The sequence below is a fragment of the Comamonas sp. 23 genome, assembly GCF_049601575.1.
Lineage (GTDB): Bacteria > Pseudomonadota > Gammaproteobacteria > Burkholderiales > Burkholderiaceae_C > Comamonas > Comamonas squillarum.
In genome coordinates this window covers 2,543,209-2,562,760 of sequence record NZ_CP187127.1, presented here as the reverse complement: position 1 = coordinate 2,562,760, position 19,552 = coordinate 2,543,209, and the positions used below count along the sequence as shown (strand labels likewise).

Genomic DNA, 19,552 nt, shown 5'->3' with positions numbered 1-19,552 from the left:
ATGAACGGCGTGGTGGACGGCGGTGCGCTGTAGCCTGCGCAGCGTGTGCACAAGCGCGCAAAAAACAAAAAACCTCTTGAACAGAACATTCAAGAGGTTTGTTGGTTGGTGGGTGATACATGGATCGAACATGTGACCCCTGCCGTGTGAAGGCAGTGCTCTACCGCTGAGCTAATCACCCCAGGCACGCCCCAAAGAGGCCTACCGAAACTAAATTGTGGTGGGTGATACATGGATCGAACATGTGACCCCTGCCGTGTGAAGGCAGTGCTCTACCGCTGAGCTAATCACCCCAAGCATGCCCCAAGGGACATACCGCAACGACGATGGATTGGTGGGTGATACATGGATCGAACATGTGACCCCTGCCGTGTGAAGGCAGTGCTCTACCGCTGAGCTAATCACCCAAAATCTCTCGCCGTCAAGCCCTCTATTATGACAGCAAATATTTGCTGGCTGTGAAAATTAGGCCAATTTTCTCCAAATAGTTTTGCCGCCACTGGATTTGTCCAGCTGCGTCAGCACCTCGTCGTGGGCGGCCAGCTCCGCCTCCGACGGCAGGATCACGGGCAGATCGAACTGTGCAAAATCCACCTTCTTGACCACCATGGCCGCGTTGGACTTGTTGTTCGATGCCATGCTCTCAGACGAGAGCAGCTGTTCCTGCCCGCGCGTCATGTTGATGTAGACGTCAGCGAGCAGCTCAGCGTCGAGCAAAGCGCCGTGCAGGTCGCGGCCGGAATTGTCCACTTCCAGGCGGTCGCATAGCGCGTCGAGCGAGTTGCGCTTGCCCGGGAACATGTCGCGCGCCATCAGGAGCGAATCCAGCACACCGCTCACCATGCTGACCAGGGGCGGCATGCCCACCCGTTCGAACTCCTTGTTCAGGAAGCCCATGTCGAATGGCGCATTGTGGATGATCAGCTCGGCGCCTTCGAGGTAAGCCCGGATCTCTTCGGCTTTCTCGTGGAAACGCGGCTTGTCGGCCAGAAACTCGCTGGTGATGCCGTGCACGCGCAGCGCGTCTTCATGGCTTTCCCGGTCGGCATTGAAGTACAGATGCAGGTTATTGCCGGTGAGCTTGCGGTTGAGCAGCTCGACGCAGCCGAGCTCAATGACACGGTCACCATCGACGACTGACAGACCCGTGGTTTCCGTATCCAGAACAATTTGGCGCGACATCTACAGCTTCCTCGACTCAAAACATCGATTGTAAAAGCCGCTCGCACCCGCGCGCCCGGCCCGGCCCACGCTCAGTGGTTTTCCTTGGCGTGGTTGATCGAGTACTTGGGGATCTCCACGGTCACATCCTCGCGCGCCAAAATGGCCTGGCAGGACAGGCGCGACTGCGGCTCCAGGCCCCAGGCGCGGTCGAGCAGATCGTCTTCTTCCTCTTCGGAAGGGTTCATGGAGTCGAAACCCTGGCGCACGATAACGTGGCAGGTGGTGCAGGCCCGGCTCATGTCGCAGGCGTGTTCGATGTTGATGCCATTGTCCAGCAGCGCCTCGCAGATCGACGTTCCGGTCGGCGCCTTGATCTCGGCGCCTTGGGGACAGTATTCGGCATGGGGCAGGATTTTGATGATAGGCATGGGAATGAGATTCTTCTTGCTGTAGTCGGTTAAATGGATTGCACGTTCTTGCCGGCCAGGGCCTGGCGAATGCCACGGTTCATGCGCTCGGCGGCAAAGGCCTCGGTGCCCTTGGCCAGTGCATCGGTGCTGGCCTCGATCTCAGCGGCGCTCTCGCTGCTGGACAGGGCGCGGCGCAGCTGGTCCATCAGCGCATCGACCTGGCTGCGCTCGGCGTCTGCCAGCAGGTCGCCATCGGCATCGAGCGCACTTTGGGTAGCAATCAGCAGGCGGTCGCCATCAACGCGCGCTTCGACCAGCGCACGCGCCTGCATATCGGCCTGGGCGGTGCTGAAGCTGTCGCGCAGCATGTTTGCAATCTGGTCGTCCGAGAGACCGTACGAGGGCTTCACATCGATATGCGCCTCCACCCCGCTCACCAGCTCTTGCGCGCCCACGCTCAGCAGGCCATCGGCATCGATGGTGAAGGACACACGGATGCGTGCAGCGCCCGCCGCCATCGGCGGGATGCCGCGCAGCTCAAAGCGCGCCAGGCTGCGGCAATCAGCCACCAGATCGCGCTCGCCCTGCACCACATGGATCGCCAAGGCCGTCTGGCCATCCTTGTAGGTCGTGAAGTCCTGGCCGCGTGCGGTCGGAATGGTTTCGTTGCGGCTGACGATGCGCTCGACCAGGCCGCCCATGGTCTCGATGCCCAGCGACAGCGGGATCACATCGAGCAGCAGCAGGTCGCCATTGTTGTCGTTGCCGGCGAGCTGGTTGGCCTGGATCGCGGCGCCCAGGGCCACTACCTCGTCGGGGTTCAGGTTGGTCAACGGTGGCTTGCCAAAGAAGTTGCCGACCGCCGTCTGCACCTGGGGCATGCGCGTCGAGCCCCCCACCATCACCACGCCTTGCACCTCGTCCTTGGCCAGCTGGGCATCGGCCAGCGCGCGGCGCACGGCCGTCAGGGTGCGGGCCGTCAAGGCTTGCGTGGCCGCATCAAAATCGGCCCGGCTCAGCGGCAGCGCAATGTTCTGGCTGGACAGCTGCGCGGAGAAGGTCACCTGGTCGGCATCGGTCAGCGCCTCTTTGGCGGTCTTGGCAGCCAGGCGCAATACCGCCTTGTCCTGCGCGCTCTGCACCGCGCCGCCGGTTTTCTCCAGCACCCACTGGCCCAGTGCGGCGTCATAGTCGTCACCGCCCAGCGCCGAGTCACCGCCGGTGGCGATGACTTCGAACACGCCGCGCGTCAGGCGCAGCACGGAAATATCAAAGGTGCCGCCGCCCAGGTCATAGACGGCATAGATGCCTTCGGAGGCATTGTCCAGGCCATAGGCAATCGCCGCTGCCGTGGGCTCGTTGATCAGGCGCAGCAGCTTGATGCCGGCCAGCTGGGCCGCATCCTTGGTGGCCTGGCGCTGCGCGTCGTCAAAGTAGGCTGGCACGGTGATCACGGCGCCGTACAGGTCATTGTCAAAGGTGTCTTCGGCGCGGTAGCGCAAGGTGGCCAGAATCTCGGCGCTGATCTCCACCGGGGTCTTGAGGCCGGCCACCGTCTCGATGGCCACCATGCCGCTATCGTCGGGCTGCACAAGCGCATAGGCCAGTTGCTCGGGCGCATGGATATCGGCCAGGTTGCGGCCCATCAGGCGCTTGGCCGAGGCAATGGTGTTGGCGGCATCGACGCCGGGATGGGCAAGCGCCGCATAGCCGATATCGCGCTTGCCATTGGCCCGGTAATGCACCACCGATGGCAGCAGCACCCGGCCTTCGTCATCCGGCAGGCATTCGGCCACGCCGTTGCGCACGGCAGCGACCAGCGAGTGCGTGGTGCCCAGATCAATGCCCACCGCAATACGGCGCTGGTGCGGATCGGGAGATTGGCCAGGTTCTGAAATTTGGAGCAATGCCATGGATGCGATCTATCTTGTGTTCTCTTGCCTGCGGCCCGCACGGGGCGCGGGGGAAGCGGTCTCAACGGAGGGTTCGCCAAAGCATGCTGTGCGGCCTCATGGGCCGCCCTGCTTTGGTCACCAGCCTATTGTCCCAGTTGCTCGCGACGGCGGTCGATGTCGCCACTAAATCGCGCAACAAACATGAGGGCTCTCACCTGCTGGGCCGCCTGCGCGTAGTCGCGCTCCACATCCAACAGCTGCTGGCAGCGCTGCAGCATTGCACGGCGCGCGCTGGCGACCTGGTCATCTAGCGCATCGACATCGGCCTGGCTCTGCGCCTCTTCCAACGCCTCGCGCCACTCCATCTGCTCCATCAGAAAAGCGGTGGGCATGGCGGTGTTGTCTTCGGCGCGGATGGGCGCGTCATGCATCTCGCACAGGTAGGCGGCGCGCTTGAGCGGGTCCTTCAAGCGCTGGTAGGCCTCATTGATGCGCACCGACCACTGCATGGCAACGCGCTGAGCAGCAGCGCCTTGCGATGCAAAGCGGTCCGGGTGGGCTTGCTTTTGCAAGGCCTTCCAGCGCTCGGCCAATTGCTGGGCATCTTGCGCAAACTGCACCGGCACGGCGAACAGTTCAAAATCGTTGGATTGCAGATTCATCATGAAAAAACCGCCTGGCAAAAGCACAGGCGGTTTGCAGTTTTGGCATCAGCGATGCCGACAAACAAGGCCAAGCCTGTCAGTGACGACAAACCGGGCGCCTGAACCTGAGGCCTCAGATTCTGAAGCTCTCGCCACAACCGCAGCGATCACGCTCGTTGGGGTTGTGGAACTTGAAGCCCTCGTTGAGGCCCTCGCGCACAAAGTCCAGCTCGGTGCCGTCGATGTAGGCCATGCTTTTGGGATCGACCAGCACCTTGACGCCATGGTCTTCGAACACCACGTCCTCGGGCGCTGCCTCGTCCACGTACTCCAGCTTGTAGGCCAGACCCGAGCAGCCGGTGGTCTTCACGCCCAGGCGCACACCCACCCCATGGCCGCGACGCGACAGGTAGCGGTTGATGTGGCGCGCAGCCGACTCAGAAAGCGTGACAGCCATGGCGTTTTAAGCCTCCGCCTTGGCAGTGTGCTTGGCCTTGTAGTCGTTGACCGCCGCCTTGATCGCGTCTTCGGCCAGGATCGAGCAGTGGATCTTCACCGGTGGCAGGGCCAGCTCTTCGGCGATCTGTGCGTTCTTGAGCGCAGCGGCTTCGTCGAGCGTCTTGCCTTTGACCCATTCGGTCACGAGCGACGACGAGGCAATCGCCGAGCCGCAGCCATAGGTCTTGAAGCGTGCGTCTTCGATCACGCCGGTGTCCGCATTGACCTTGATCTGCAGCTTCATCACGTCGCCGCAGGCAGGAGCGCCGACCATGCCGGTGCCCACCGATTCATCACCCTTGTCAAAAGAGCCCACGTTGCGGGGGTTCTCGTAATGATCAATCACTTTGTCAGAATATGCCATCTTGGTACCTCTTTACAGTTAGCGGCTGCGCCGGATTAGTGGGCAGCCCACTGGATGGTGCTCAGATCCACACCGTCTTTGTACATTTCCCACAGGGGGCTCAACTCGCGCAGCTTGGTCACGTTCTCACGGATCGATGCCACGGCGTAGTCAATGTCTTCATTCGTCGTGAAGCGGCCAAACGTCATGCGCAGGCTGCTGTGGGCCAGCTCATCGCTGCGGCCCAGCGCGCGCAGCACATAGCTGGGCTCCAGACTGGCCGAGGTGCAGGCCGAACCCGAGGACACGGCCAGACCCTTGATGCCCATGATCAGCGATTCGCCTTCAACGAAGTTGAAGCTGATGTTCAGGTTGTGCGGCACGCGGTGGTTCAGATCACCGTTGATAAACACCTGCTCGATGTCCATCAGGCCGTCCAACATGCGCTGCTGCAGCGCCTTAGCGTGGGCGTAGTCCTTGGCCATGTCTTCCTTGGCGATGCGGAAAGCCTCGCCCATACCGACGATCTGGTGCGTAGCCAAGGTGCCCGAGCGCATGCCGCGTTCATGGCCACCGCCGTGCATTTGCGCCTCGATGCGCACACGGGGTTTGCGGCGCACATACAGCGCGCCAATACCCTTGGGACCGTAGGTCTTGTGCGAGGCCAGGCTCATCAGGTCGACCTTCAGCGCGGTCACATCGATCTCGACCTTGCCGGTGGCCTGGGCAGCGTCAACGTGGAAAATGATGCCCTTTTCGCGGCAGATGTTCCCGATGGTGTCGATGTCCTGGATCACGCCGGTTTCGTTGTTCACGAACATGACGCTGACCACGATGGTGTCGGGGCGAATCGCGGCCTTGAACACATCCAGATCCAGCAGACCGTCTTCCTTGACATCCAGGTAGGTGACCTCAAAGCCTTCACGCTCGAGCGCACGCATCGTGTCCAGCACGGCCTTGTGCTCGGTCTTGACGGTGATCAGGTGCTTGCCCTTGCCCTTGTAGAACTGCGCAGCACCCTTGAGCGCCAAGTTGTCCGACTCGGTCGCGCCACTGGTCCAGACGATTTCACGCGGATCGGCATTGATCAGCGCGGCGACCTGCGCACGGGCCTTTTCAACCGCCTCTTCCGCCGTCCAGCCCCAAGCATGGCTGCGCGACGCAGGGTTGCCGTAGTTCTCGGACAACCAGGGAATCATCGCTTCAACCACGCGGGGGTCCACGGGCGTGGTGGCGCCGTAATCAAGGTAAATGGGGAAATGTGGGGTCGTGTCCATATCTGGCTCTACTGGCGCGTGCTGGTGGGCACCCGCAAAAACTCAAAACGCAATCATCGAATGAACTTGCCGCACCCCGTTCAGGGCGTAACAAGACCTCCCGGCGCCCTGGAAGACACCGGGGGATGCGGCGACCAGCGCCGCATCAAGAATCAGGATTTGGCAAATACATTGCCCAGTGCAAACACCGAGTTCGGTGCGGTGACACGGATGGGCTTGACAACCGGCGTGGTCGAGATAGCGCGGCGCACGATGGGCTTGTCTTCGATCTGGATGCCCTTGGCCAGTTGGTCATCGACCAGCTTTTGCAAGGTGACCGAATCGAGAAACTCCACCATGCGCTGGTTCAGCGATGCCCACAGCTCGTGCGTCATGCAGCGACCGGCCTCACCCATGCAGTTTTCCTTGCCACCACACTGCGTGGCGTCAATAGGTTCATCTACCGACACAATGATGTCGGCAACTGTGATCTCAGCGGCCTTGCGGGCCAACGTGTAGCCGCCACCAGGGCCACGGGTGGACTCCACCAGTTCGTGGCGGCGCAGCTTGCCAAACAGCTGCTCCAGATACGACAGCGAGATCTGCTGACGCTGGCTGATCGCAGCCAAAGTTACCGGGCCATTGTTCTGGCGCAAAGCCAGATCAATCATTGCAGTCACTGCAAATCGGCCTTTGGTGGTGAGACGCATAATCGTTCCTTAGAGGTCAGGCTTGATAACCATAGACGCCCAATGCAAGCAAGCCACCCGCAATGACATCGTCGTAGCCTGTCGCTCCACCCTGCATGCAGGGTAGGTCCCATTCATCGATAGGCTTTTTTCTTGTTGTTGAGTAATTTGTGTCAGTATAGCACAATGCCCCCTGAATTCGCTCGGGTAAGCAAAGATTACTTACAGAAACTGACATCACTAGAGGCTGCGGGTATTCCCTGCCTCTGGAGAGGCCCCACCAAAAGCCCTTTGTTTCAATATGGTTAATTGGTCGCGGGCCTGGGCTGCGGCCTCGAATTCGAGGTTGCGCGCTGCCTCCAGCATCTGCTTTTCCAGGCGCTTGATTTCCTTGGCAATCTCTTTCTCGGACATGTCCTCGACCTGGGCGCGGCTCATCGCCACCTGCTGGGCGCGGTCCATGTCGTCACTGGCCTTGGTGCTGTAGACGCCATCGATCAAATCACGCACTTGCTTGACAATGCTGCGCGGCACGATGCCATGCTCCGCATTGAAGGCCATCTGCTTCTCGCGGCGGCGGCTGGTCTCGTCCATCGCCTTGCGCATCGAGTCGGTAATGCGGTCGGCATAGAGGATGGCCTTGCCGTTCATGTTGCGCGCCGCACGGCCAATCGTCTGGATCAGGCTGCGCTCGGCGCGCAGAAAGCCTTCCTTGTCCGCATCCAGAATCGCCACCAGCGAGACCTCGGGGATATCCAGGCCTTCGCGCAGCAGGTTGATCCCCACCAGCACATCAAAAGTGCCCAGGCGCAGATCGCGGATGATCTCGACGCGCTCCACCGTCTCCACATCGGAGTGCAGGTAGCGTACCTTCACGCCGTTGTCGGTCAGGTACTCGGTCAGTTGCTCGGCCATGCGCTTGGTCAGGGTGGTGATCAGCACCCGCTCATGGACCTTCACCCGTGCATGGATTTCCTGCAGCACATCGTCCACTTGGTGGGTGGCGGGCCGCACTTCCACTTCGGGGTCGACTAGGCCGGTGGGCCGCACCACCTGCTCGACGATCTTGCCCGCATGGGTTTTCTCGTATTCAGCCGGCGTGGCCGAGACAAACACCACCTGGCGCATGCGCTGCTCGAACTCACCAAACTTGAGCGGGCGGTTGTCCAGCGCGCTGGGCAGGCGAAAGCCATACTCCACCAAGGTGGTCTTGCGCGCCTTGTCACCGTTGTACATGGCGTTGAGCTGGCCGATCATCTGGTGGCTCTCATCGAGAAACATCAGCGCGTCCTTGGGCATGTAGTCGGTCATCGTCGGCGGCGGGTCGCCCGGCGCCGCGCCCGAGAGGTGGCGGCTGTAGTTCTCAATGCCCTTGCAGTGCCCCACCTCGGTCAGCATCTCCAGGTCAAACCGGGTGCGCTGCTCCAGGCGTTGGGCTTCGACCAGCTTGCCCTCACCCACCAGCTGCTTGAGGCGCAGCGCCAGCTCTTCCTTGATGGTCTCGACGGCCACCAGCACCTGGTCGCGCGGCGTCACATAGTGGCTGCTGGGGTAGATGGTGAAACGCGGCACCTTCTGGCGCACGCGGCCGGTGAGCGGGTCAAACAGCTGCAGGCTTTCGACCTCGTCGTCAAACAGCTCGATGCGCACCGCCATCTCGCTGTGCTCGGACGGAAACACATCGATGGTGTCGCCCCGCACGCGGAAGGTACCGCGCGAGAAATCCGCATCATTGCGCTTGTACTGCATGCGCACCAGCTGGCCAATCGCATCGCGCTGGCTCAGCTCGTCGCCCACGCGCAGGATGAAGCGCATCTTGGTATAGGACTCGGGCGAGCCGATACCGTAGATGGCCGAGACGGTGGCCACCACGATGGTGTCGCGGCGCTCGAGCACACTCTTGGTGGCCGACAGCCGCATCTGCTCGATGTGCTCGTTGATGGCGCTGTCCTTTTCGATGAACAGGTCGCGCTGGGGCACATAGGCCTCGGGCTGGTAGTAGTCGTAGTAGCTGACGAAGTACTCCACCGCGTTCTTCGGAAAGAACTCGCGGAACTCGCTGTACAGCTGCGCGGCCAGCGTCTTGTTGGGCGCAAACACGATGGCCGGGCGCCCGGTGCGCGCGATCACATTGGCCATCGTGAAGGTCTTGCCCGAGCCCGTGACACCCAGCAAGGTCTGAAAGGCCTCACCGTCATCAATGCCTTCCACCAGCGCATCGATGGCCGCCGGCTGGTCGCCCGCAGGCGGATACGGCTGGAACAAGGTGAAGGGCGAGCCCGGATATTGGATGAATTCCCCCTCGCGGGGTGCCTCTGGAGTGACTTCGTGCATAGGTCGGGTATGCCACGCGCGAGCGGGCGTCGCTAGAATACGGGGTTAACCCCAAAGCGTACTGCAAAATTGCGGTGGAGGCGATGGCCTCTTGTTTGGCATTTGGGGGTACAAAGCCAGATTTCTACCTACCAAGGACTACACATGTCTCTTTTCTCTTCCGTCGAAATGGCCCCACGCGACCCGATCCTGGGTCTCAATGAGCAGTATGCCGCCGACACCAACCCGCAAAAAGTGAACCTGGGCGTGGGCGTGTATTTCGACGACAACGGCAAGCTGCCGCTGCTGCAGTGCGTGCAGGCCGCAGAGAAAGCCATGATGGACAAGCCCACGCCCCGTGGCTACCTGCCTATCGACGGTATCGCTGCCTATGACAACGCCGTCAAGGCCCTGGTGTTCGGCGCTGACTCCGAGGTTGTCGCTTCCGGCCGCGTGGCCACGGTGCAAGCCGTGGGCGGCACCGGCGGCCTGAAGATCGGTGCGGACTTCCTCAAGCGCCTCAACCCCCAAGCCAAGGTGCTGATCTCCGACCCGAGCTGGGAAAACCACCGCGCGATCTTCCAGAACGCCGGTTTTGAAGTGGCCAGCTACCGCTACTACGACGCAGCCAACCGCGCCATTGATTTCGACGGCATGATCGCCGACCTGAACGCGGCCGCCGCTGGCACCGTGGTGGTGCTGCACGCCTGCTGCCATAACCCCACCGGCTACGACATCAGCGCCGCCCAGTGGGACAAGGTCATCGAAGTCGTCAAGGCCAAAAACTTGGTCGCCTTCCTGGACATGGCCTACCAGGGCTTTGGCCACGGCATCGCCGAAGACGGCGCCGTGATCGGCAAGTTCATCGCAGCAGGCCTGAACATTTTTGTGTCGACCTCGTTCTCCAAGAGCTTCTCGCTCTACGGTGAGCGCGTGGGCGCGCTGTCCGTGGTTGCCACCGACAAGGAAGAAGCCAGCCGCGTGCTGAGCCAGCTCAAGGTCGTCATCCGCACCAACTACTCCAACCCACCAACCCACGGTGGCGCCGTGGTGGCCGCGGTGCTGAACAACCCCGAGCTGCGCGCGCTGTGGGAAAAGGAACTGGGCGAGATGCGCGTGCGTATCAAGGAAATGCGCCAGAAGCTGGTCGACGGCCTCAAGGCCGCTGGCGTGAAGCAGGATATGGGCTTCATCACCACCCAGATCGGCATGTTCTCGTACTCGGGCCTGAGCAAGGACCAGATGGTACGCCTGCGCTCCGAGTTCGGCGTCTACGGCACGGACACGGGCCGCATGTGCGTGGCTGCGCTCAACAGCAAGAACATCGAGCACGTCTGCGCATCGATCGCCAAGGTCGTCGCCTGAGCGCATAACCGCTCTGCAGCCTGAGCCCGTTGAGGCCCAGGCCAGCGAAAAGCAGCCCGCGCCCTTAGAACCTGTTCAATGTCTCCTCGCGCCGCGACAGTGTCTTTGCGAGATGGGATGCGAGGGGGGCGCCCAGCCGCGCAATACCGCAGCAATAGCCCAGCTATTGCGAGGATTTGCAACGACGCAGACCGCCCCTGCCCGGGCGGCCCTAGCCGGGCGCCCGCAAAGCCACTGTCCCTAAGGGTTGGAGTGAAATCGGGCGATTTCTTCGCGCTGGCCCTTGCTTGCACCCCGGTGCAAGCTGCGGACCAGCCCTTCGAACTCATCCCGATTGCACTCCAACGCGGTTGCGTAGAGACTTTGAACAAGTTCTTAGCGGCGCCGGCTGCTTTTTTCATGCGCATGACAGCGCCAGTTCACCGTTGTTTATGACGTAAAGCCGCGGGATTTGAAGCCTTCTCCTACAAACGGCCTTAAAGTGCCTTGGTACGCTTCAGGGCGTATTGGCCAGGGCCGCCTCAACCCGAGGCGCTGGCGTTCACAGCTCAACGGAGAACTACGCATGTCCATCATTGGAACCATTTTCATCGGCCTGATTGTTGGCCTCATTGCACGCGCCATCAAGCCTGGGGACGACAAGATGGGCTGGATCATGACCATCCTCCTGGGCATTGCCGGCTCGCTGCTGGCCACTTACGCCGGCGTGGCGATGGGCTGGTACCAGGAAGGCCAGGCCGCTGGCTGGATTGCCTCCGTCGTCGGCGCCATCATCTTGCTGGTGATCTACGGCCTGGTGCGCAAGCGCTAAGCACCCGGCAGCCTGCGCCAGCCGGGACCACCCGCTGCCGCAGGTTTTTTCCGCTTTTGACCTCACTCCCGAACACCCATGAAACTTGGACGCAAGCCCCGCCCCCTCTCCGCACTGCAACTGGCCGCCCAGACGGGCAACCCTGCGCTGCTGGAGGCGGTTGAGCAGTCCCAGAAGCTGCTGCACCGCAAAGCCTTGATGGCCGCCCTGGCCAGCGCCACGCCGGTGCCCGGGCTCGACATGGCGGTCGATGCAGCCCTGCTGTCGCGGCTGATTCCGCAAATCAGCAATTACTTTGGTCTGAGCGACGAGCAGATTGCGCGCCTGACCCCTGCCAAACGCGCCAAGGTGCAAAACACCGTCAACATGCTCGGCGGTGTGCTGGTGGGCAAGCTGATCACCAAGGATGTGATCCTGCGCGGCGCCAAGGCGCTGGGCATGCGCCTGACGGTGCAGCAGGCCAGCAAATATGTGCCGATTGCCGGCCAGGCGGTGTCGGCTGCCCTGGGCTACGCCACCTTGCGCTACCTGGGCGAGCAGCACCTGCGCGACTGCGTGCGCGTGGCGCATGAAGCGGGGATTGTGCTGCCGGTGGTGTATGCGCCTGCGCTGGACCAGGACAAGCACTAAATCTGCGCCAGACTGGCTCGGCGCTGCGCCGCGCGCCAGTGCATTTCTCCCTCCCCTCCAACGCCTGCGCCATGCCGCTCCAGCAGCTGCACGCTGCCACGGGTAAAATGCCGCATGCTTATAGATTTTGAAGAATCCCAGCTGGTGCTGGTTGACTACCAGGAAAAACTGATGCCCGCCATTTTTGATGGCGCGCAGGTGTTGAAAAACGCCACGCTCCTGGCCCAGGTAGCCCAGCAGCTGCAGGTGCCCGTGTTTGGTACCGAGCAAAACCCCAGCAAGCTCGGCCCCAATCCGGCGCAGCTGCGTGGCCTGTGCAACAAGACCTTGGCCAAGATGTTTTTCAGTGCAGTGCCGGAAGGCCTGAACGAATGGCTGCGCCCTCCCGCCAAACCCCAGGGCGGCAATGCCCGCAGCCTGCCCAAGCACCTGCAAAAGCCCCAGCAAGCCGCGCCTGAGCGCAACAGCATCATCATTGCCGGCTGCGAGGCCCATGTCTGCCTGCTGCAAACTGCGCTGGAGCTGCTCGAAGACGAGTTTGATGTCTGCGTGGTCACCGACGCCTGCAGCAGCCGCACCGAGCGCAACCGCGATGCCGCCTTTGACCGCCTGGCCGGCGCCGGCGCCGAGTTGGTCACCACCGAAATGGTCATCTTCGAATGGCTGCGCAGTTGCGAGCACGAAGACTTCCGCGATATCTTGCAGATGGTCAAGTAAGACCTTGCTGGAGCCTGCCCAGCAAGTCGCCCACCCAGGCTGCCAGGAGGCAGCCTTTTTAACGCCAGTACCCCGCGCCGCTTTTATATATATATAGCGGGGGGGCGCATGACTGAGACCCTACCCCACGGCGCAAACCAGACAACCAGCACCGCGCAGGCAACAAAAAAGCCTCCCGAAGGAAGCTTGGTTCGCTTGCAGCGCCTGACGCACAGGGCAAGGCGCTCAGTTCACACGCATATTGGCCTTGGACATCACGCGGCCGATCAGGTCCTGCGCTTCCGCACCATCGAGGTTGACCTGCTGCATCAGCTTGGTACGCGCCTCATCGCTCAGCTCTACCCGGCGGGCGCCGTCAAAGCGCTTTTCCCAGTAGGCAATATCCATGCTCTCGACCCGAACGGTCTTGCCAGTGCGGGGCGAGTGGATGAACTTGCCATCGCCCATATAGATCCCCACATGGCTGAAAGCCCGGCGCATGGTGTTGAAGAACACCAGATCACCGGGCTTGAGCTCCGCTTTATCAATCTTGTCGGTCGCAGCCGCCTGCTCTTCTGCGCGGCGCGGCAGGATCTTGCCCCAGCTCTCCGCATACACGGCGCGTACCAGACCACTGCAATCAAAACCCGTCTCTGCGCTGTTACCGCCACGGCGGTAAGGCACGCCAATGAGGCTCAGCGCATTGCTGATCAGCACATTGGCCTGGTCCTTGACCTGGTGATGCACCGAATCGAGCTTGGACAGACTGCTTTGGCCAATGCCCAGCAGCAAATCCAGATCGGATGGCTTGTGTTCGCTCTCGGGGGCGGCATGTGCGCTGACAGACGCGGCGACGATGAGGGTGCAAATCCATTTCGGTGACATAGCGGGCGACTTTAGCACGGTTTATTTTGAAGACAATTCATAAATATGTAACAAAATCCAAACCAGTTATTCCCCAAATTACCGGGGTTTTCCCGTGGAATTTTGCGAAATTATGCATGAGCTCAGGCTCAAGTACTCCATAACTAATTGTTTTTATTGATTTTCTGCAATTCATCAAGCTTTCACACAGAACCCTTGGTTGTTTCTATATGCAACCATAGTTACTACGCCAGAGACTGTAAAGATATTCCTACAGGCCTGCGGCGCAGCTCCGGCTTTCGCTTGTTGACAGTTATGCAAGAGTCATGCCATCAAGGCCTCTAGCTGCATCGCCTCATGGGTAGCGAGTAGGCCTATGCAAGGGTGGGCACGATGCAGTACAAAGCAGCAATCCCTGCCCACTTTCCTCAGGTCCTGCAATGCTCATCCACGGCGCATGCCACTGCCAAGCGGTTCGCTTTACCGCCTTGATCGATCCTGCCCAGGTCAGCGTATGCCATTGCAGCGACTGCCAGGTGCTGTCGGGCGCGCCGATGCGGGCGATTGTCAGCGCCGCGATCGCCGATTTCTCGCTGCAAGGCACGATCCATACCTATACCAAGACCGCGCAAAGCGGCCAGCGCCGCGACCAGGTCTTCTGCCCCGTCTGCGCAACGCCACTGTATGGCTGCGCCGCGCAGAACCCGGAGTTCGTGGTGATCCGCCTGGGCTGCGTGGAAGAGCGCGCGCAGCTGCCGCCACAGCGGCAGATCTGGAGTGCATCAGCGATGCCCTGGCTGGCTGACTGCGTGGCGCCATCCGGGGCGGCATGAGCCCTGCAGAGTTGCTGCAGGCCGCACCCTGGGTCTGCGACAATCACGGAATGCCTCGCCAGTTTGAATTTGCCGACTCCGAAATCAGCCGCATCCACCGCACTTCCGAAGGCTGCAACATCGAATTCTCAGCCGCGCTGATCAGCGAGCGCCAGGGGATCGAGACCCAGCGCCGCTACAGCAATGGTCTGCGCCTGGTGCTGAACCCCTGCCCGCCCGCGCTCGCGCATGAAGCGCAAGCCTTTGGCTTGCTGGCCAGCGGCTGGCTGCAGCTGGGCGAGCAACGGCTCAGCACGCTGCCAGTGCCCAGCGATTTTCAGGCAGAGACGCTCTGCCTGCAGCTGCAGTTTGCCAATGGGCTGCAATTGCAGCTGGGCGGCAATAGCCTGCGCTGCGAAGCCAGCGCGCAGGCCCTGCAGGTGGAGCTGCTGGCATGCTGAAGCCCGCAGCGCCCAAGGTCTTGGTCAGTGGCTGCCTGCTGGGCCAGCCCGTGCGCTATGACGGCAGCCACAAAAGGGCGCAACACACAGTGCTCGATCGCTGGCTCGCGCAGCAGCAGGTGGTCAGCCTCTGCCCCGAGATGGCCGCAGGCCTGCCAACGCCCCGATTGCCAGCCGAAATCGTTGGTGGCACCAGCATCGCGGTGCTGCGCCATGCGGCCCAGGTGCGCGACAGCGCGGGCAACGATGTGACTGCCGCCTTTTTGCACGGCGCCCAATTGGCACTGCAACTGGTGCAGCGCCATGGCATCCGCGTCGCGGTACTCAAGGAGTTCAGCCCTACATGCGGCTCCAGCCAGGTCTATGACGGGCAGTTTGCCGGCCGCACCGTGCCCGGCGAAGGCCTGGCCTGCAGCCTGCTGCGCCAGGCCGGCGTCGCTGTCTTCAGCGAGAACCAATGGGACGAAGCCGCAGCGCACCTGGAGGCCTATGCTGCTTGAAGGCACCTTACAATCCTGGAACGACGAGCGCGGCTTTGGCTTTATCGCCCCCGATGGCGGCGGCCCCCAGGTGTTTGTGCATATCTCCGCCTTCCAAAACCCTGCCGCCCGGCCCCAAGCCCGCCAGCGGCTGAGCTATGTGCTGGACAAGCCCGCAGGCGACAAACCCCGGGCCAGCCGCGCCCGCGTGCTGGGCGCGGGCGCACCAGGCGCAGCGGCATCGCCCGCTTCGCATACCGCACGCCCACGGGCCGCAGCTGCGCGCACTCAGCGCCAGGCTACCAGTGCCGCCAGATCAGGCCCATCCGGCGGGGCAGCCCTGCTGCTGATCCCCACATTGGCGATTCTGCTGCTGGGATTGGGCCTGTGCTTTGGCTCCACCTGGCGCGCTGCAGGCTGGTATGTGTTGGCCTCGCTCGTCACCTTTGCCTGGTATGCCTGGGACAAGGCTGCCGCGCAGCAGGGGCATTGGCGCACCCCTGAAAAGCATTTGTGGCTGCTGGGTTTGCTGGGCGGATGGCCGGGGGCCTTGCTGGCCCAGCGCTGGCTGCGCCACAAATCCAGCAAGCGGGATTTTCTGCAGGTGTTCTGGCTGACGGTGTTGCTCAACCTGGTGGCGCTGTGCCTGCTGCTTTCGCCGCTGGGCCAGCGATTCGGGCTGCCGACGTTCTGATGCCCAATCAGGCCTAAACAGCCAGCTGCCTGATCTGCGCGGCCAACTCGCCAATGCGCGCGTCCGACAGGTCATCCGTCTGCAGGCTTTGGCGCGAATCCCAGTGGGCAAAGTTGCGCGCCTGGCTGCGCTCGTAATGCGGGTCGTAGTGCAGGTCCATCAACTCGGCAAACAGCGGCGCGAGCTCGCCTTGCGCTGCCCAGCCTTGCCAGCGGCCGACCACCTCCTTGCCCTGCAGATCCTTGAGATAGCCCAGCTTGGTGGCCAGCACACCGGCATCGGCACCCAGGTAGGCATAGTCGCGCAGCAGATAGTCCAGGCGCGCCTGCGCTGAGGCCCGCACTTCGATGACGGGTGCCTGGCGCATATGCTCGACCAGCGCCATCGGCACGGAGATGCGGCCGATCTTGGCGCTTTCGCCTTCGATAAACACCGGGCGCTCCAGATCGAACTGGCCGATCTGCGTGGCCAGCAAGGTCTCGAAGTGCTTCTGGCTCGGCTGCTCTACACCAGGCAGCTGGCCCAGCAGCGAGCCCTTGTGGCTGGCATAGCCTTCCAGGTCAATCACCTGCGCGCCCTGCTCGGCCAGCGCATGCAGCACCCGCGTTTTGGCGCTGCCGGTGGCGCCACACAGCACCTGCAAGCGCAGGCGCGGTACCAGTGACTCCAGCCGCTCGATCACATGGCCGCGAAAGCCCTTGTAGCCGCCTGCCAGCTGCTGCGCATCCCAGCCCACCAGGCGCAACCAGGTCACCATCGAGCCGCTGCGCAGGCCACCGCGCCAGCAATAGACCAGCGGCTTCCAGTTCGCGGGCCGGTCATGGAAGGTATCGTGCAGGTGGCGCGCCAGATTGGCGCTCACATAGGCAGCGCCCAGGCGCTTGGCCTCAAAGGGGCTGACTTGCTTGTAGATGGTGCCGATCTGGGCGCGTTCTTCGTTGCTGAGCACCGGGCAGTTGATCGCCCCGGGGATATGGTCGAGTACGAACTCGGCAGGGGAGCGGGCGTCGACGATGGTGTCAAACTTGTGGATGTCGCTGATGCGAACAGGCTGGCGATGGGACATAAGGCAGATGCTGGCAGCGAAGTGCCAGTCCAAGGATCAGGGCAAGTGCCGCAGACAACCCAGAGGTTGTGCGGCCACTGCGCAGAGTGATCGAGCCTCGATACAGCCATCGCAAGCCGGTGCGGTCGGTTGACCAGCGCCGGGCCTGCGCTGCGCGAAAAAAGTGATTATCCCATGGCAGCGTGGGCTGTTGTGGGTGGTGCACGGCTAGTGGTGCACGGCGAGTGGCGCGCGGCCAGCGGCCTCAGCCTTCTACCGGATTCGCCGGCGTTTGCAAAAGCAATTGGTACAAGGCCAGGTCCAGCCATCTCCCAAATTTAAAGCCCACCTGGGGCATCAGGCCGACCGACTTGAAACCCAGCCGTTCATGCAAGGCGATCGAGCCGGCATTTGCCGCATCGATGGCGCCGACCAGCGCATGCACATCGTGCTTGCGCGCCTCGTCAATGATGGCCTCCATCAGCTGCAGACCCAGGCCCTGGCCGCGCTGATCGGCGCGCACATAGACCGAATGCTCCATCGTGTACTTGTAGGCCGGGTAGGCGCGGAAGGCACCATAGCTGGAAAAGCCCAGCAACTCGCCGGCGGCATCCTCGATGCCGATCACCGGGTAGCCGCCTTGCAGCTTGGTATCAAACCAGGTACGCATATGGCCCGCATTGCGCGGCTGGTAGTCATACAGCGCCGTGCTGTTGACAATGGCGTCGTTCAGAATCGCCAAAATTGCTGGCGCATGCCGGTCATGGGTACAGCGCACCCAGTGTCTCTCAGTCATCGATCTCTCCAGGAAAAACTACAGGCAAGGCCGGCAGGGAGGCGCCCAGCGCCGCTAGCGCCAGCAAATAGCGGGCGGACTCGGTGCCGGGGTTGCTAAATACCAGGGTTTGGTTGAGCACCATCGCCAGGCAGTCTCCCGCCTGCAAATGCCAGCTTTGCGTGCCCAGGCTCAGCTGCAGCTCGCCTTGCAGCAGCCACAGCTGCTGGTGCAGCGGCTGGCTGCGCAGGCCGTTGTCAAAGGCCACGCGCTGGCCGGGCGGAAACACCACCTCCACCATCTCGAACGGCGCAGGAAACCCCACCGGGCTCAGTTGCCGGCGTTCATAGCCGGTGGCAGGATCACGCCAGCGCGGCTGGACAGCTGCGCGCGCCAGGGGCTGGGGCGCTTGCGCCTGGCGCTCATCGGCAAACAGCGCTGCCAGCGGCACCTGCAAGGCCTGGGCCAGCTTGCCCAGCACGGCGGCGGTGGCGCTGGTCTGCCCACGCTCAATCAGTGAAATCATCGAGCGGCTGACACCGCTGCGCTGCGCCAGCACCTCCAAGGTGTGGCCACGCTGTTTGCGCAGGGTGCGCACCTTGGCAGAGAGCAACTCGTCAACCGTCATACACCCACTTTATCAGAAATTAATTCCTGTATATTGGATTTTTAAGCGATACGCGGGTATTGCCACCTTGCAAGTGGCGCACTGGGTGAGAGACATGCTGCTGGCGCTTTAAGAACCTGTTCAATGTCTCCTCGCGCCGCGACAGTGTCTTTGCGGGATGGGATGCTAGGGGGGCGCCCAGCCGCGCTATTGCGAGGATTTGCAACGACGCAGACCGCCCCTGCCCGGGCGGCCCTCGCCGGGCGCCCGCAAAGCCACTGTCCCGAAGGGTTGGAGTGAAATCGGGCGATTTCTGCGCGCTGGCCCTTGCTTGCACCTCGGTGCAAGCTGCGTTCCATCCCTTCGAACTCATCCCGATTGCACTCCAACGCGGCTGCGTAGAGACTTTGAACAGGTTCTAAGGAATTTGGCGGCGCAACGCCTCGAAGAACAAGGTGGACTGCAGGCGCTCACCATTGGCCTGCTCGGCCACACGCGCGGCCAGCGCCGGATCGCAGGGCGCCAGCGGCACGCCGGTCGATTGCGCCAGCACCTGGGCCTGGCAGGCGCGCTCCAGGTAGTACAGATCGTCAAACGCATAGTCCATGCGCTCACCGCAGACGATGATGCCGTGGTTGCCCAAAAAGCTGATGTCCGCGCCCTGCATGGCCTGCGCAATGCGCTCGCCTTCGCGGTCGTCGAGCGCAAAACCGTTGTACTGGGCGTCAACTGCCAGGCGGCCATGGAAGCGCATGGCGTTCTGGCTCAAGGTGGTGTCCAGCGCGCGCTGCGCCGTCAAGGTCAAGGCCGTGGCATAAGGCATGTGGGTGTGCAGTACGCAGGTCTTGCGCGCAATGCGGTGCACGGCAGCATGGATGAACATCGCCGTGGGCTCGACCACATGGCCGCCCGCCACCACGGCCCCCTGCGCGTCCACCATCACCACATCGTCCGCCTGGATCTCGCCCCACATCAGGCCGCGCGGGTTCAGCAAGAAATGCTGGCCATCGGGCAGCGCCATGCTGAAATGGTTGCACACGCCCTCACCCAGGCCAAAGTGTGCAGCAGCACGCAAGGCCAGCGCCATGTCCTCGCGCATGC

Annotated in this window: 22 protein-coding genes and 3 tRNA genes; 8 read left to right on the top strand and 17 right to left on the bottom strand. The window is 62.3% G+C overall.

The genetic code is table 11. From position 1 onward, the window contains the following. Positions 1-106: 106 nt before the first annotated feature. The 12 genes from ACPEE1_RS11525 to uvrB form a co-directional block, all read right to left on the bottom strand. A tRNA-Val gene (locus ACPEE1_RS11525) sits at positions 107-181 on the bottom strand. Positions 182-218: 37 nt separating this feature from the next. Beyond that, positions 219-293: transfer RNA gene (locus tag ACPEE1_RS11520), tRNA-Val, on the bottom strand. A 39-nt stretch (positions 294-332) separates the two neighbouring features. Further along, positions 333-407: transfer RNA gene (locus tag ACPEE1_RS11515), tRNA-Val, on the bottom strand. A gap of 58 nt (positions 408-465) precedes the next feature. Further along, positions 466-1,182: a DNA polymerase III subunit epsilon gene (dnaQ, locus tag ACPEE1_RS11510; RefSeq protein ID WP_021025844.1), complete on the bottom strand. Its 717-nt coding sequence runs from the start codon at positions 1,180-1,182 to the stop codon at positions 466-468. 71 nt (positions 1,183-1,253) lie between these two features. Continuing rightward, positions 1,254-1,592 (bottom strand): ISC system 2Fe-2S type ferredoxin, encoded by a 339-nt coding sequence (fdx, locus tag ACPEE1_RS11505; protein WP_423932697.1) that lies wholly within the window; start codon positions 1,590-1,592, stop codon positions 1,254-1,256. Between the two features lie 29 nt (positions 1,593-1,621). Then, positions 1,622-3,487 carry a Fe-S protein assembly chaperone HscA gene (gene hscA / locus ACPEE1_RS11500; RefSeq protein WP_423932694.1) on the bottom strand — a complete coding sequence of 622 codons (1,866 nt, stop codon included), beginning with the start codon at positions 3,485-3,487 and terminating at the stop codon, positions 1,622-1,624. 125 nt (positions 3,488-3,612) lie between these two features. Beyond that, on the bottom strand, positions 3,613-4,131 hold the full coding sequence (gene hscB / locus ACPEE1_RS11495) for a Fe-S protein assembly co-chaperone HscB (protein WP_116924454.1): 519 nt from the start codon (positions 4,129-4,131) through the stop codon (positions 3,613-3,615). 115 nt (positions 4,132-4,246) lie between these two features. Beyond that, entirely contained in the window at positions 4,247-4,570 is a 324-nt protein-coding gene (iscA, locus tag ACPEE1_RS11490) for an iron-sulfur cluster assembly protein IscA (protein WP_021025848.1), read from the bottom strand. A gap of 6 nt (positions 4,571-4,576) precedes the next feature. Continuing rightward, complete coding sequence (iscU, locus tag ACPEE1_RS11485; RefSeq protein WP_021025849.1) at positions 4,577-4,975, bottom strand: Fe-S cluster assembly scaffold IscU; 399 nt, start codon at positions 4,973-4,975, stop codon at positions 4,577-4,579. Positions 4,976-5,010: 35 nt separating this feature from the next. Continuing rightward, positions 5,011-6,231, bottom strand: a complete 1,221-nt coding sequence (locus ACPEE1_RS11480; RefSeq protein WP_116923981.1) for an IscS subfamily cysteine desulfurase — start codon at positions 6,229-6,231, stop codon at positions 5,011-5,013. Positions 6,232-6,383: 152 nt separating this feature from the next. Continuing rightward, positions 6,384-6,920: a Fe-S cluster assembly transcriptional regulator IscR gene (gene iscR / locus ACPEE1_RS11475; protein ID WP_021025851.1), complete on the bottom strand. Its 537-nt coding sequence runs from the start codon at positions 6,918-6,920 to the stop codon at positions 6,384-6,386. A gap of 219 nt (positions 6,921-7,139) precedes the next feature. Next, positions 7,140-9,233: an excinuclease ABC subunit UvrB gene (gene uvrB, locus ACPEE1_RS11470; protein WP_423932689.1), complete on the bottom strand. Its 2,094-nt coding sequence runs from the start codon at positions 9,231-9,233 to the stop codon at positions 7,140-7,142. Positions 9,234-9,377: 144 nt separating this feature from the next. Here uvrB and ACPEE1_RS11465 point away from each other — a divergent pair, with 144 nt between their 5' ends. The 4 genes from ACPEE1_RS11465 to ACPEE1_RS11450 all read left to right on the top strand — a co-directional run bounded on the left by ACPEE1_RS11465 (position 9,378) and on the right by ACPEE1_RS11450 (position 12,735). Then, a complete protein-coding gene (locus ACPEE1_RS11465; RefSeq protein WP_021025853.1) occupies positions 9,378-10,577 on the top strand; it encodes an amino acid aminotransferase in 1,200 nt (399 codons plus the stop codon). A 565-nt stretch (positions 10,578-11,142) separates the two neighbouring features. Then, positions 11,143-11,388: a GlsB/YeaQ/YmgE family stress response membrane protein gene (locus tag ACPEE1_RS11460; RefSeq protein WP_116923983.1), complete on the top strand. Its 246-nt coding sequence runs from the start codon at positions 11,143-11,145 to the stop codon at positions 11,386-11,388. 78 nt (positions 11,389-11,466) lie between these two features. Then, on the top strand, positions 11,467-12,018 hold the full coding sequence (locus ACPEE1_RS11455; RefSeq protein ID WP_116923984.1) for a hypothetical protein: 552 nt from the start codon (positions 11,467-11,469) through the stop codon (positions 12,016-12,018). Between the two features lie 114 nt (positions 12,019-12,132). After that, complete coding sequence (locus ACPEE1_RS11450; RefSeq protein ID WP_423932686.1) at positions 12,133-12,735, top strand: isochorismatase family protein; 603 nt, start codon at positions 12,133-12,135, stop codon at positions 12,733-12,735. 225 nt (positions 12,736-12,960) lie between these two features. On the opposite strand, the gene ACPEE1_RS11445 is transcribed toward ACPEE1_RS11450, so the two are convergent. Then, a complete protein-coding gene (locus ACPEE1_RS11445) occupies positions 12,961-13,599 on the bottom strand; it encodes a C40 family peptidase (RefSeq protein ID WP_116923986.1) in 639 nt (212 codons plus the stop codon). 419 nt (positions 13,600-14,018) lie between these two features. Here ACPEE1_RS11445 and ACPEE1_RS11440 point away from each other — a divergent pair, with 419 nt between their 5' ends. The 4 genes from ACPEE1_RS11440 to ACPEE1_RS11425 are packed head-to-tail and all read left to right on the top strand — an operon-like array spanning position 14,019 to position 16,024. Continuing rightward, positions 14,019-14,411, top strand: a complete 393-nt coding sequence (locus ACPEE1_RS11440; protein WP_423932683.1) for a GFA family protein — start codon at positions 14,019-14,021, stop codon at positions 14,409-14,411. Between the two features lie 50 nt (positions 14,412-14,461). Next, positions 14,462-14,851 carry a hypothetical protein gene (locus ACPEE1_RS11435; protein ID WP_260719639.1) on the top strand — a complete coding sequence of 130 codons (390 nt, stop codon included), beginning with the start codon at positions 14,462-14,464 and terminating at the stop codon, positions 14,849-14,851. Then, a complete protein-coding gene (locus tag ACPEE1_RS11430) occupies positions 14,845-15,351 on the top strand; it encodes a DUF523 domain-containing protein (protein ID WP_116923989.1) in 507 nt (168 codons plus the stop codon). Before ACPEE1_RS11435 ends, ACPEE1_RS11430 begins: the two co-directional genes overlap by 7 nt. After that, the gene (locus tag ACPEE1_RS11425) at positions 15,341-16,024 is read left to right on the top strand and encodes a DUF1294 domain-containing protein (protein ID WP_423932680.1); all 684 of its coding nucleotides are present in this window, start codon (positions 15,341-15,343) and stop codon (positions 16,022-16,024) included. The genes ACPEE1_RS11430 and ACPEE1_RS11425 overlap by 11 nt, the downstream gene beginning before the upstream one ends. A gap of 13 nt (positions 16,025-16,037) precedes the next feature. On the opposite strand, the gene mnmH is transcribed toward ACPEE1_RS11425, so the two are convergent. The 4 genes from mnmH to ACPEE1_RS11405 all read right to left on the bottom strand — a co-directional run bounded on the left by mnmH (position 16,038) and on the right by ACPEE1_RS11405 (position 19,550). Beyond that, entirely contained in the window at positions 16,038-17,090 is a 1,053-nt protein-coding gene (gene mnmH / locus ACPEE1_RS11420; protein ID WP_423932677.1) for a tRNA 2-selenouridine(34) synthase MnmH, read from the bottom strand. 244 nt (positions 17,091-17,334) lie between these two features. After that, the gene (locus ACPEE1_RS11415) at positions 17,335-17,865 is read right to left on the bottom strand and encodes a GNAT family N-acetyltransferase (RefSeq protein WP_182341667.1); all 531 of its coding nucleotides are present in this window, start codon (positions 17,863-17,865) and stop codon (positions 17,335-17,337) included. Continuing rightward, the gene (locus tag ACPEE1_RS11410) at positions 17,858-18,472 is read right to left on the bottom strand and encodes a helix-turn-helix domain-containing protein (protein WP_423932675.1); all 615 of its coding nucleotides are present in this window, start codon (positions 18,470-18,472) and stop codon (positions 17,858-17,860) included. The genes ACPEE1_RS11415 and ACPEE1_RS11410 overlap by 8 nt, the downstream gene beginning before the upstream one ends. Before the next feature lie 397 nt (positions 18,473-18,869). Beyond that, positions 18,870-19,550, bottom strand: coding sequence for an aldolase (locus ACPEE1_RS11405; RefSeq protein WP_232539680.1), 681 nt, complete (start codon positions 19,548-19,550; stop codon positions 18,870-18,872). Between the last annotated feature and the right edge of the window lie 2 nt (positions 19,551-19,552).